Below are 12244 nucleotides of genomic sequence, written 5' to 3' on the forward strand. Positions count from 1 at the left end.
GCTTTCGCATCTCGCCGATAATCGGACGGCATCGAACAGGCTGTGCGGGGAAATACACAATGAGCGATCTTGCCTCAGTGATCTGGATGCCGTCGCGGCAATTGCAAGGTGACGTGCGGCATGGCGATCGCTGGGCTCGATCTGCTGAGGAGCGCTCCCTGCGGTTGAGGTCTTGCGTAAATTTCCCGTACAGCAGCATCAAAAACTTTGAAATGTTCACGGATTGTTTCGGTCTCTTTTCTGAGCTATGTCACTTTCTCGGCGACGAGATCGTCTTTTCAGAACCAACCGCTGTAGAGATGCCTCATGCTTGACCCTAAATTCGTCCGTCGTGGCCTCTTCCTGGTCTTCATCATCCTCTTCCTCGACATTATCGGCATCGCCATCATCATGCCGGTGCTGCCGGCCTATCTGGAGCAGCTGACCGGCGGCGGCATCAGCGATGCGGCGATCGATGGCGGCTGGCTGATGCTCGTCTATGCCGGCATGCAGTTCCTGTTTGCGCCGCTGCTCGGGAACCTCTCCGATCGGTTTGGCCGCCGGCCGATCCTTCTGCTGTCGGTACTGACCTTTGCGATCGACAATTTCATCTGCGGCATCGCCACCAGCTTCTGGATGCTGTTCGTCGGCCGCGTACTAGCCGGCATCAGCGGCGGCAGCTTCGCCACCTGCTCGGCCTATATCGCCGATATCAGCACCGAGGAGAACCGGGCGAAGAATTTCGGTCTGATCGGTATCGCCTTCGGCGTCGGCTTCACCATCGGTCCCGTCATCGGCGGTGTCCTTGGCGAATTCGGCCCGCGTGTGCCGTTCCTCGGCGCGGCAGCACTCTCGCTTGTCAATTTCATCGCCGCCTGCTTCCTGCTGCCGGAAACGCTGGAGGCGAAGAACCGCCGCCGCTTCGAGTGGAAGCGCGCCAATCCGCTCGGCGCGCTGCGGCAGATGCGCCATTATCCCGGCATCGGCTGGGTCAGCCTTGTCATGTTCCTGTTCTTCCTGGCCCATGCCGTCTATCCCTCGGTCTGGTCGTTCGTCTCGACCTATCGCTACGGCTGGAGCGAGGGGCAGATCGGCCTGTCGCTCGGCATTTACGGCATCGGCGCGGCGCTGGTGATGGGACTGGTATTGCCGCGTGTCGTGCCTCTGCTCGGCGAATGGAAGACAGCGCTTCTCGGCCTCTGTTTTTCGGCGGCAGGGCTGACCGGCTATGCCTTCGCCTGGGAGGGCTGGGTGGTCTATGTGGTGATCGTTGCGACAGTGATGGAAAACGTTGCCGATCCGCCGCTGCGCAGCATCGCCGCCGGCAAGGTGCCACCCTCGGCGCAGGGCGAGCTGCAAGGCGCGCTGACCAGCCTCAGCAGCATCACGACCATAGTCGGGCCGCTGATCTTCACGCAGTTGTTCAGCTATTTCACCCGGCCGGAGGCGCCGGTCACCTTTGCCGGCGCGCCCTATCTGACCGCCGCTTTGTTCATCCTGGTGGCCGCCGGCGTGTTCCTCGTGCGGGTCCGGGTCCGTCAGCCGGCCGAGGCGCTGGAAGCCGCGGAGTGATCGATCAGGAATGCTGATGTGATGATGAATTTTTCATCATCTGCCTGTTTTGGGGTAGTTCTTCGCCGGGCTTTGATCTAAGCCCGGCATGATATTTTGCCGCGAGCTGCGGCGATGCGATTTCAATCACAGGACTAGTGTCATGGACACGCCGATCGACGCGCGCAGGCTTGCGCCGAAAACCGATAATCGTTGGGGCGCACATTTCCGTGCCACGCTGGCGCTCGGCATTCCGCTGATCGGCGCGCAGCTCGCCCAGCTCGGTATCAACACCACCGACGTGATGATCGTCGGCCGCCTCGGCGCCGAACATCTGGCGGCGATGGTGCTGTCGGCCCAGTTCCTGTTCACGATCCTGATCTTCGGCTCGGGTTTTGCCATCGCCGTCATTCCGATGGTGGCGCAGGCCTATGGCCGCGGTGACGTCGTCTCCGCGCGCCGGGCGCTGCGCATGGGTCTGTGGGTGGTGATTGCCTACTGGCTCATCATGCAGCCGGCCTTCTTCAATTCGGAGCAGATCCTTCTCTTCGCGCAGCAGAAGCCGGAGGTCGCCAGGCTCGCCCACGGCTACATCAGGATCGGCCAGTTCGGCGTGCTGCCGGCCCTGCTTTTCAACGTCATGCGCGCGCTGGTCAGCGCCATCGGCAAGGCGGGCATCATCCTCAACGTCACCATTGCCACGCTGGCGCTGAACGCGATCTTCGCCTATGCCCTGGTGCTCGGCCATTTCGGCTTTCCTGCGATGGGGCTGGAGGGCGCGGCGATCGTTTCGGTCGTCGTGCAGACGGCCGGCTTCCTCTTCATCCTCGCTTTCGTTCAGGGGCGGGAGGAGACACGGCGCTACGAGATCTTCGTGCGGTTCTGGAAGCCCGACTGGCATGCGCTGCTGGAGGTCATCCGGCTCGGTTTTCCGATCAGCGTCACCATCCTTGCCGAGGTCAGCCTGTTCACGGTGGCCTCGCTGCTGATGGGCTATATTGGCACCATCGAGCTTGCCGCCCACGGCATTGCCCTGCAATGGGCCTCGATCGCCTTCATGATCCCGCTCGGCCTCAGCCAAGCGGCGACGGTGCGCGTCGGCGTTGCCCATGGGCAGGGCGATTATGATGGTCTGGTGCGGGCTTCGCTCATGGTGCTCATCCTTGCCTGCGCCATTTCGGCGGTGGGCTCGGTGCTCTTTGCTACCATGCCGCAATTCCTCGGCAGCTGGTTCCTCGACGTCAACTCGCCGGAGGCGCCCGCGGTGCTTGCCTATGCCGGACCGCTGATCGTCGTTGCCGGGCTTTTCCAGCTCGTCGACGGGTTGCAGGTCGTCGCCAACGGATTGCTGCGCGGCCTCAAGGACGCACGTGTGCCGATGATCATGGCGTTGATTGCTTATTGGCCGATCGGCTTCTTCCTTGCCTGGGCCTTTGCCTTCCCGCTGGGCTTCGGCGGCATCGGCATCTGGTTCGGGTTCCTCGTCGGACTGGCGGCGGCGGCCGTCATGCTCTGCTGGCGGTTCTATCTTCTGCTTCGTCGGGAAGGAGCGATGGCCGGCGCCTGAGCCGGCCGTCTTGCCCTCAGGCCGAGACAGGTTTGTAGCTGGCGATATCGGCGCGAATGCCGAGACGGCTAAACATTTCCTGCGGATCGAAATTGGCAGCCTCGTGGGCAGCCGCGACGGCTACCCGTACGCGCTCGACGACCTCGGCATTTTCCCATTCGGCAATGGTGACGAAATTGAATTCGCCGGGACCGGCGACCTGCTCCAGCACCCTGTGATCGACGAAACCTTCCTGCGCCTCCAGCAGCTTGTGTGTCATCATCACTTTGACGAGAAATTCCTCACGCGCCGCGGCCGGCACGACGAACTTATCGACACGAAAGAAGGCTCCGCTCATCCATTTTCTCCTACATGAGATTTGCAGGCAATTCTGTAATTCCTCAAGTTAAGTTGAGGTCAATAGGCGAAGCACAGAAAAAGGCCCGGTTGATGGGGCCTTTTCGAAATCGGTATTCCTTAAGATCAGCGTTCAGCGAGCGCCGGTTCGCCCTTCTTCTCGCGCACCATGTTGATGAAGCGGCGGAAGAGGTAGTGGCTGTCCTGCGGGCCGGGAGAGGCTTCGGGATGGTGCTGGACAGAGAAAACCTGCTTGCCGAGGACGCGCAAGCCGCAATTGGTGCCGTCGAAAAGGGAAATATGGGTCTCTTCAACGCCATCGGGCAGCGACTTCGAGTCGACCGCGAAGCCATGGTTCATCGAGACGATCTCGACCTTGCCGGTCGTATGATCCTTGACGGGATGGTTGGCGCCGTGATGGCCCTGATGCATCTTCTCGGTCTTGGCGCCGAGGGCAAGGCCCAGCATCTGATGGCCGAGACAGATGCCGAAGACCGGGATATCGGTTTTAACCAGCGTCTTGATCACCGGGACGGCGTATTCGCCGGTCGCCGCCGGGTCGCCCGGGCCGTTCGACAGGAAAATGCCGTCCGGCTGCATGGCGAGCACGTCTTCGGCGCTGGTTGCGGCCGGCACGACCGTCACCTTGCAATCCAGACCGGCAAACAGCCGCAGGATGTTGCGCTTGACGCCGTAATCGAGGCAGACGACGTGGTATTTGGCATCCGCCGCGCCGAGTTGACCGTAACCTTCGTTCCAAACCCACGGGGTCTCGGTCCATTGCGAGGACTGGCCCGACGAGGCGACCTTGGCAAGGTCGAGACCTTCGAGGCCGCTCCAGGCTTTGGCTTCGGCCTTCAGGGTCTCGATATCGAAGACGCCGTTCGGGTCGTGGGCGATCACCGCGTTCGGGGCACCGTTCTCGCGGATCCAGGCGGTCAGTGCGCGCGTGTCGATGCCGCAGAGACCGATGACGCCGCGCGCCTTCAGCCAATGGTCGAGATGCTTGGCGGCGCGATAGTTCGAGGGGTCGGTGATATCGGCCTTGAAGATGACGCCGACCGCGCCGTGGCGGGCGGCAGGCGTCAGATCCTCGATGTCTTCATCATTGGCGCCGATATTGCCGATATGCGGAAAGGTGAAGGTGACGATCTGGCCGAGATAGGAGGGGTCGGTCATGATCTCTTCATAGCCGGTCAGCGCGGTGTTGAAGACCACTTCGGCCTGGACCTTGCCGGTGGCGCCGATGCCCTTGCCTTCGATGATCGTGCCGTCGGCAAGAACGAGCAGGGCGGTCGGCTTTTCGATTGTCCAGGGTGCTGTCGCGGTCATCTTCATCCCGTTTCCGGCGGTCGGTGCGCGTTGCCGCGCTCGTCGCCATTTGATCTCGCAGGCGTGTGGACACGGCAATGCCGCGCGCTTCAGGCCTGATCACGAATTTTGGTGCAGGTGGCGGTAAATAGCCACGCAATCGCTTAGCGTCAATCTTTCTAGCCGAGATTGCCGCTGTTTTCCTGCGCTTTATCGCGGCGACCGCGCAATTTATTTGATCCGCCACATCAGCGTGGTTTATGAAGCGGCATCAAAACAGGAGTGAAGACCATGCTGCGCGATCAACTCGCCACCCAGCTGAAAGAGGCGATGAAGGCCAAGAACGCGGAGCGGCTTTCCACCGTCCGGCTGATTCAGGCTGCGGTCAAGGACCGCGATATCGCCAATCGCGGCACCGGCAAAGAGCAGGCGAGCGACGATGAGATCCTGCAGATCCTCGCCAAGATGGTGAAGCAGCGCGACGAATCGGCCAAGATCTACGAGGAGAATTCCCGCCCGGAGCTTGCCGCCAAGGAGCGCGCCGAAATCACCGTCATTCAGGATTTCATGCCGAACCAGCTTTCGGACAGTGAGGTACGCGCCAACATCTCGGCGATCATCGCCGAGACCGGTGCTGCCGGCGCCAAGGACATGGGCAAGGTCATGGCAGCGCTCAAGGAGCGTTATGCCGGGCAGATGGATTTCGCCAAGGCGTCGGCGACCGTCAAGGAACTTCTAAACTGATGCGTCTTTAGACCACGCGTCTTGCCTGCGGTTCTTCCTGAACCGCAGGCCCGAGCACCGCTTCAGCGGCAGCATCGATGATGGCGAATTTCGCCGCCTGATAATTCCAATATTCCATGATGAAGCGGCCCGACAGCCAGAAGTCTCCCTTGCGGGAGGGTTCGGTCCAGCCGACGCTTTCCATGGTCGCTGCCTGCGTCAGAAGCCGCTTCAGGTGAGTGTTGGAAATCATGAACTGTTCGCGGATTTCCCGGAGCGACAGCGGGCCAATCACGACACGTTCGGCCGTGCGGGGAAATTCCGGAAGGCGTGAGATCAGGTAGTCCATCACCAGGCCGCCGGTATTTGCCCAGTTGAAGAGGTTGAAGGTGGGGCCGGGGTTGCGCACCGCTTCGCTCCCGATGATCGCCTTGGCGATCCGCGGCTGGATCGCTGCCATCATCGCCGAGGGATCGGCGGTGACCTTGCCGGCGCGTTCACCGCCGTCGAGGCTGTCGAGGATCATCAGATGGGCGACGAGCCAACGAGTGAAATGCTGCTCGGCGGTTTCCGTGGGCTCCAGGTAGCGTGTGCGCCTGTCGGGGCCGGGAACCGGCCGCAGGAAACGATAGGCCAGCATTTCCTGCATGAAGGCTGCGGCCGTGTTGCGGCTGGCGATATCGTTCCTGATCGCGAAATCGATGAAGCGGCCGGAATAGAGACCGCTCCTGCCATCGTCGGGGTGACCGTAGTGAAGCGCAAAGCCGGCATGTGCCATCAGCCAGCGCTGCTGTGCGGCGAAAATCGAGGCGATGCGCGGGCTCTCACGATAGATCGAGAGCATCTGATCGGCGCAATGCAGGATCGCAGCGAGAAAGCGATCGTCTGCTGCAAGAGTTTCAGCGGTAAAAGCCATGTGGAAGCGGTCCAGGGAATTCGGCGCATACTTCTTTCACGCAAGCGCTGCCTGTCAACGACTTTGTCAATAATCGGTTAATTTCAAAAGGGAATTTGTATCAGGGGAAGCCAAAATTTAAGAAGGCAGGAGCTGGGGGCGCTCCTGCCTTCTTGCTCTTTGCTTCCGCCGGCCAACGCAGGGCCGAGGCCCAAGCCGGAGGGTATTTGCAAAGGCACCCTTGCGAAGCGGCGCCGGGGGTAGGGATGGTGCTTCGCTCGGGGATCGCTTTGTTGAGATCGAACCTATTGCGGGATGGCGGCTTATTCAAATTACAAAAAAATAATGATTGCCGAAAACGTCGGTTTTGGAGGCGTCGAAGCGAAGGCTCGGGTGGCCGCGCCGGGATAAGGTTGCGCCATCGAAGCGGGTGATAAGTATATGTTTCAAAACGGTTTACCTCTGCCACAACAAGGGCCGGCACCTTTGCCAAGACTTTTGCGGAGGGGGGAATTTCAGTGCTCGAAGGACAATAGTGTCGCACCCTGTCGCAGGGGGCGATAACGTGTTTTTGATTGGATAACCGAGCCGCTGATGACGGGTGCACTTGCCTGTGAATAGCGGGTTTTCATGACAAGTTTCGTGGCATGGGGCGGCAAAGCAGCTTATATGGAGGCTGGCCAAGAGGTTTAGATGCGCTTTTCCAACACCTTTCTCGATGATATTCGCGACCGCGTTCCGATTTCGAACGTGATTGCGCGCCGCGTCAGCTGGGATAAGCGCAAGACCAACGTGTCGCGCGGCGATTACTGGGCATGCTGCCCGTTCCACGGCGAGAAATCGCCGAGTTTCCACTGCGAGGACCGTAAGGGCCGCTATCATTGCTTCGGCTGCGGCGTCACCGGCGATCATTTTCGCTTCCTCACGGAGCTGGAAGGCTTGAGCTTTCCCGAGGCGGTGCAGCAGGTCGCCGATATGGCCGGCGTGCCGATGCCGCTTGCCGATCCTGTGATGGAGAAGCGCGAGAAGGAGCGCGGCTCGCTGATCGACGTCATGGAAATGGCGACACAATTTTTCCAGGATCAGTTGCAGACGGCGAATGGGGCGAGGGCGCGCGCCTATCTGCGCGACCGCGGGCTGACCGGACGCACCATCGAGACCTTCCGCCTCGGCTATGCGCCTGACAGCCGCAATGCGCTCAAGGAATTCCTCGCCGGCAAGGGTGTCTCCAAGGAGCAGATCGAGGCCTGCGGCCTGGTCGTTCATGAAAACGTGCCGGTGTCCTACGATCGTTTCCGCGATCGCATCATGTTCCCGATCCTTTCGTCGCGGGAAAAGGTGATCGCCTTCGGCGGCCGCGCCATGTCATCAGATGCACCGGCGAAATATCTGAACTCCAACGAGACGGAACTCTTCCACAAGGGCAATGTCCTCTACAATTTCGCCCGCGCGCGCCGCGCCATCCAGGGGCCTGGCCGCGGTGATCCCCAGGATGACAATGCGAGCGGCACCATTATCGCTGTCGAAGGCTATATGGATGTGATCGCGCTCTATCAGGCGGGTATCGAGAACGCCGTCGCGCCGCTCGGCACGGCGCTCACCGAAAACCAGCTCGAACTGCTCTGGAAGATGGTGCCGCAGCCGGTGCTCTGTTTCGACGGCGACGGCGCCGGCATTCGCGCCGCCAACCGCGCCGCCGAACTGGCGCTGCCGCATTTGAAGCCCGGCCGTTCCGTCCGCTTTGCGCTACTGCCCGATGGCAAGGACCCCGACGATCTGGTGCGCGATGACGGCCGTGCCCCCTTTGACAAGGTGATGAGCCAGGCAAAGCCTCTATCGGAGATGCTCTGGAGCCGGGAGATCAACACGGGCAAATTCGACACGCCCGAGGCACGCGCCGAGCTCGAGGCGCGGCTGAAGCAGCTGGTGGCGGTCATCGCCGACGAGAATGTCCGCCGCCATTATCAGCAGGATATACGCGACCGGCTGAACGCCTTCTTCCAGCCGCAGTTCCAGAACCGCAATAATGGCGAGCGCCGCGCCTTTAACGGCAACGGCAATTTCCGTGCGGGCCGCGACAATCCGTCCAAGGCAGGGCCGAAAAGCCCCAGCATCATTTCCGACCGGCTTGCCCGTTCGGGCCCCGTTCGCGGCCACCAGGCCAATACGGCGCTGCGCGAAAGCGTGCTGGCGCTCACCGTCGTCAACCATCCGGCCTTGATGATCGACGATTATGATGAGATCGCCGCAATCGAATATGACAGCCGCGAGCTGCAGCGGCTCTGGTCGGCGATGCTTGGGGCCGCCGCTGCCGTCGCCGGCCCGCATCTGACGCGCGAGTATCTGACCGAACGGTTGGAATTCGAAGGCTTCGGCCCGCTCATCAAGAGCCTCGACCAGCAGGTGCGCAATGCCCGGCTGTGGATCGCCACCGAAGAGGCGGCGATGGAGGATGCGCGTGAGGGATACCGGCAGGCGCTGGCCTCCCATAAACGGGCAAAAGCGCTGCGCCGGCAGAAGAACGAGCTCGAACGCGAGATCGCGCTGGCGACCGAAGCCGGCGACGGCGAGGCGATCGTTCAGCTGATGCGGGCGCAGCAGGAAGTGCATTTCGAAGGCGTGCGCCTTGAGAACCAGGAGGCGATCATCGACGGCTTCGGCGTGCTTTCCGGCCGCGTCAAAGGGGCGGCGAACCACTGATGCCGCTGACCGAACGGAACGAACCAGGCTTTTCCGCCGCCGATGCGCTGTTTTCCGCCGGCCGCGCGCCGCTCGATATTCTCAAGCAGGTCTACGGCTATTCCTCCTTCCGCGGCAAGCAGCAACAGGTGGTCGAGCATGTGGTCGCCGGCGGCGATGCCGTGGTGCTCTTCCCCACAGGTGCGGGCAAATCCCTGTGCTTCCAGATCCCGGCGCTCTGCCGTGACGGTGTCGGAATCGTCGTTTCGCCGCTGATTGCGCTGATGCGCGATCAGGTCGAGGCGATGAAGCAGCTCGGCATCCGCGCCGCCGCGCTCAATTCGTCGCTGTCACGCGAGGAGTTCATCGAGGTTCGCCGGGCGCTTTCGGCAGGCAAGCTCGACCTTCTCTACGTCACACCCGAGCGCATCCTGACCGACGGTTTCCGCGAGCTGATCGCCAACGAAAAGATCGCGCTGTTTGCGATCGACGAGGCCCATTGCGTCTCGCAATGGGGCCATGATTTCCGCCCGGAATATCGAGCGCTCGGCCAACTCGGCGAGCAATATCCCGGCGTGCCGAGGGTGGCGCTGACGGCAACCGCCGATCCGCATACGCGCGACGACATTATCGAGCGGCTGGGGCTCGACGCTGCCGAGATCTTCACCACCAGCTTCGACCGTCCGAACATCGCCTATGAAATCGTCGAGCGGGACCAGCCGCGTCAGCAGCTCCTGCGGTTCCTGTCCGGCCACAAGGGAAACAGCGGCATCGTCTATTGCCTGTCGCGCGCCAAGGTCGAGGATACGGCCGAGTGGTTGAACGGGCAGGGAGTGCGCGCGCTTGCCTACCATGCCGGTATGGACAGGGCGGTTCGCGACGCAAATCAGGATGCTTTCCTGAAAGAGGAAAACCTCTGCCTGGTCGCCACCGTCGCCTTCGGCATGGGCATCGACAAGCCGAATGTACGTTATGTCGCCCACCTCGACCTGCCGGGCTCGGTGGAAGCCTATTACCAGGAGACCGGGCGCGCCGGGCGCGACGGCCTGCCGTCGGAGGTCTGGATGGCCTATGGCATGGCCGATGTCATCCAGCGCGGCCGGATGATCGATGAGGGCGGTGCCGCCGCGGAGATCAAGCGGGTCGAGCGCGCCAAGCTCAATGCATTGCTGGCGATCTGCGAGACCGCCTCCTGCCGCCGCCAGGCGATCCTTGGCCATTTCGGCGAGGCGCATGCCGGCCAATGCGGCAATTGCGACACCTGCCTGAAGCCGGTCGAGACCTGGGAAGGCACGGAAGCGGCGATCAAGGCGCTGGCCGCGGTCTACCGCACCGGCGAGCGTTTCGGCGCCGGCCACGTCATCGATGTGCTTCTCGGCAACGTCAACGAAAAGACCGAGCGTTTCGGTCATGTCGATATGCCGGTGTTCGGCGCCGGCAAGGATATTCCATCGCGCACCTGGCAATCCGTCTACCGCCAACTGCTGGCCATGGGGCTGATCCGTGTCGATCATGAAGCCTATGGCGCGCTGAAGCTGGAGCCGGAGGCGCGCGCCGTCTTCAAGCAAGAGCGGCAGGTGTTCTTCCGCAAGGACCGACCGGCCTCGGAACGGCGCACGAAGAAGGCGGAACGCAGCGAGCGCAAATCAGGGCTTTCGGGGGCTGACGGCAGTCTGTTCGAGGCGCTGCGGGCCGAGCGCATGGCGATCGCCAAATCGCTCGGCGTGCCGCCCTATGTCGTCTTCCCCGATACGACGCTGATCGCCTTTGCTACGGAACGGCCGAGGAGCCGCAAGGAACTGCTTGCCATATCCGGCGTCGGGCAGGCGAAGCTCGAGCGCTATGGCGATGCCTTCCTGGAAATCATCCTGACGCAGGATAACGGCTGAACGAGGTCGGTTGATCTGTTCAGCACTGAACAAGACAATCCGGCGGCGGTATGCTAACCCGAGTGCTATAAAAAACGTCAGGAAGGGCCGCCCATGACCTCGCCATTTCTCTCCCATCTCCGAGCCGAGATTTCGGCGCTGAAGGATGCCGGGCTTTACAAATCCGAGCGCGTCATCAGCTCCAAACAAGCCGGCGAGATCGGAATTTCGACCGGCGAGCGGGTGCTGAATTTCTGCGCCAACAACTATCTCGGCCTTGCCGACAACGAGGAACTGGCCGAGGCCGGCAAGAGGGCGCTCGATCGCTACGGCTACGGCATGGCCTCGGTGCGCTTCATCTGCGGCACGCAGGAGGAGCATAAGCAACTCGAAGCGCGTATCTCCTCCTTCCTCGGCCTGGAAGACACGATCCTCTATTCCTCCTGCTTTGACGCCAATGGCGGCCTGTTCGAAACGCTGCTTTCGGAGGAGGACGCGATCATTTCGGACGCGCTCAACCACGCCTCGATCATCGACGGCGTCCGGCTTTCGAAGGCCAAACGCTTCCGCTACGCCAACAACGATATGGCGGCACTCGAAGAGGAACTGAAAAAGGCTGAAGGCAGCCGCTTCAAGCTGATCGCCACTGATGGCGTCTTCTCGATGGACGGTATCATCGCCAATCTCGGCGGCGTTTGCGATCTCGCCGAAAAATACGGCGCGATGGTGATGGTCGATGACAGCCACGCGGTCGGCTTCGTCGGCAAGAATGGCCGCGGCTCGCCGGAACATTGCGGGGTCGAAGGCCGAATCGACATCATCACCGGCACGCTCGGCAAGGCGCTCGGTGGCGCGTCCGGCGGTTATACATCTGCCAAGGCTGAAGTCGTCGAATGGCTGCGGCAGCGCTCGCGGCCCTATCTGTTCTCGAACACGCTGGCGCCGGTTATCGCCGCCGCCTCGCTCAAAGTGTTCGACCTCATTGAAAACGGCAATGCCTTGCGCCAGCACCTGTCCGACAATGCCGATCTCTTCCGCCGCGAGATGACCAAGCTCGGCTTCACGCTTGCCGGCGAAGGCCATCCGATCATCCCGGTCATGCTTGGCGATGCCAAGCTCGCCCAGGACATGGCGGGGCTGATGCTGAAGAAGGGCATCTATGTCATCGGCTTTTCCTTCCCGGTCGTGCCGAAGGGCCAGGCCCGCATCCGCACGCAGATGTCGGCGGCGCATTCCAGGGCGGATGTGGAGCGGGCGATTGCGGCCTTTGCCGAGGCTGGGCGGGATCTGAGCGTGATTTGAGACTGGGGCTGCCCCTCACCCTAACCCTGCGGG

General features: G+C 61.8%; 10 protein-coding genes. 7 read left to right on the forward strand and 3 right to left on the reverse strand.

The window, feature by feature from the left end; all coding sequences use genetic code 11:
- Positions 1–59: 59 nt before the first annotated feature.
- The 3 genes from ATY29_RS05370 (at position 60) to ATY29_RS05380 (ending at position 3097) form a co-directional block, all read left to right on the forward strand.
- On the forward strand, positions 60–314 hold the full coding sequence (locus ATY29_RS05370) for a hypothetical protein (RefSeq protein WP_025416706.1): 255 nt from the start codon (positions 60–62) through the stop codon (positions 312–314).
- Positions 307–1551, forward strand: a complete 1245-nt coding sequence (locus tag ATY29_RS05375) for a TCR/Tet family MFS transporter (protein ID WP_003565395.1) — start codon at positions 307–309, stop codon at positions 1549–1551. The genes ATY29_RS05370 and ATY29_RS05375 overlap by 8 nt, the downstream gene beginning before the upstream one ends.
- Positions 1552–1693: 142 nt before the next feature.
- Positions 1694–3097, forward strand: coding sequence for an MATE family efflux transporter (locus tag ATY29_RS05380; protein ID WP_003565393.1), 1404 nt, complete (start codon positions 1694–1696; stop codon positions 3095–3097).
- A gap of 16 nt (positions 3098–3113) precedes the next feature.
- On the opposite strand, the gene ATY29_RS05385 is transcribed toward ATY29_RS05380, so the two are convergent.
- Together ATY29_RS05385 and carA are read right to left on the reverse strand one after the other, a co-directional pair.
- Positions 3114–3434 carry a hypothetical protein gene (locus ATY29_RS05385; protein ID WP_003565391.1) on the reverse strand — a complete coding sequence of 107 codons (321 nt, stop codon included), beginning with the start codon at positions 3432–3434 and terminating at the stop codon, positions 3114–3116.
- A gap of 125 nt (positions 3435–3559) precedes the next feature.
- Complete coding sequence (gene carA / locus ATY29_RS05390) at positions 3560–4765, reverse strand: glutamine-hydrolyzing carbamoyl-phosphate synthase small subunit (RefSeq protein ID WP_025416705.1); 1206 nt, start codon at positions 4763–4765, stop codon at positions 3560–3562.
- A gap of 270 nt (positions 4766–5035) precedes the next feature.
- On the opposite strand from carA, the gene ATY29_RS05395 reads away from it, so the two are divergent.
- Positions 5036–5488 (forward strand): GatB/YqeY domain-containing protein, encoded by a 453-nt coding sequence (locus ATY29_RS05395; protein WP_025416704.1) that lies wholly within the window; start codon positions 5036–5038, stop codon positions 5486–5488.
- Positions 5489–5495: 7 nt separating this feature from the next.
- On the opposite strand, the gene ATY29_RS05400 is transcribed toward ATY29_RS05395, so the two are convergent.
- Complete coding sequence (locus ATY29_RS05400; RefSeq protein ID WP_003565383.1) at positions 5496–6383, reverse strand: hypothetical protein; 888 nt, start codon at positions 6381–6383, stop codon at positions 5496–5498.
- A 672-nt stretch (positions 6384–7055) separates the two neighbouring features.
- Here ATY29_RS05400 and dnaG point away from each other — a divergent pair.
- From dnaG to ATY29_RS05420, 3 genes are all read left to right on the forward strand, one after another.
- The gene (dnaG, locus tag ATY29_RS05410; RefSeq protein WP_003565382.1) at positions 7056–9062 is read left to right on the forward strand and encodes a DNA primase; all 2007 of its coding nucleotides are present in this window, start codon (positions 7056–7058) and stop codon (positions 9060–9062) included.
- Positions 9062–10930, forward strand: a complete 1869-nt coding sequence (gene recQ, locus ATY29_RS05415) for a DNA helicase RecQ (protein ID WP_097535452.1) — start codon at positions 9062–9064, stop codon at positions 10928–10930. Before dnaG ends, recQ begins: the two co-directional genes overlap by 1 nt.
- 93 nt (positions 10931–11023) lie before the next feature.
- The gene (locus ATY29_RS05420) at positions 11024–12211 is read left to right on the forward strand and encodes a glycine C-acetyltransferase (RefSeq protein ID WP_097535455.1); all 1188 of its coding nucleotides are present in this window, start codon (positions 11024–11026) and stop codon (positions 12209–12211) included.
- The last annotated feature ends 33 nt before the right edge of the window (positions 12212–12244 follow it).

The sequence above is a fragment of the Rhizobium hidalgonense genome (assembly GCF_002914525.1).
Lineage (GTDB): Bacteria > Pseudomonadota > Alphaproteobacteria > Rhizobiales > Rhizobiaceae > Rhizobium > Rhizobium hidalgonense.

Bases quoted from the DNA above. Each gene is read 5' to 3' on its own strand.
- ATY29_RS05400 (WP_003565383.1), bottom strand. From the start codon at position 6,383: ATGGCTTTTACCGCTGAAACTCTTGCAGCAGACGATCGCTTTCTCGCT.
- recQ (WP_097535452.1), top strand. From the start codon at position 9,062: ATGCCGCTGACCGAACGGAACGAACCAGGCTTTTCCGCCGCCGATGCG.
- ATY29_RS05370 (WP_025416706.1), top strand. From the start codon at position 60: ATGAGCGATCTTGCCTCAGTGATCTGGATGCCGTCGCGGCAATTGCAA.
- ATY29_RS05395 (WP_025416704.1), top strand. From the start codon at position 5,036: ATGCTGCGCGATCAACTCGCCACCCAGCTGAAAGAGGCGATGAAGGCC.
- ATY29_RS05375 (WP_003565395.1), top strand. From the start codon at position 307: ATGCTTGACCCTAAATTCGTCCGTCGTGGCCTCTTCCTGGTCTTCATC.
- ATY29_RS05385 (WP_003565391.1), bottom strand. From the start codon at position 3,434: ATGAGCGGAGCCTTCTTTCGTGTCGATAAGTTCGTCGTGCCGGCCGCG.
- dnaG (WP_003565382.1), top strand. From the start codon at position 7,056: ATGCGCTTTTCCAACACCTTTCTCGATGATATTCGCGACCGCGTTCCG.
- ATY29_RS05420 (WP_097535455.1), top strand. From the start codon at position 11,024: ATGACCTCGCCATTTCTCTCCCATCTCCGAGCCGAGATTTCGGCGCTG.
- carA (WP_025416705.1), bottom strand. From the start codon at position 4,765: ATGACCGCGACAGCACCCTGGACAATCGAAAAGCCGACCGCCCTGCTC.
- ATY29_RS05380 (WP_003565393.1), top strand. From the start codon at position 1,694: ATGGACACGCCGATCGACGCGCGCAGGCTTGCGCCGAAAACCGATAAT.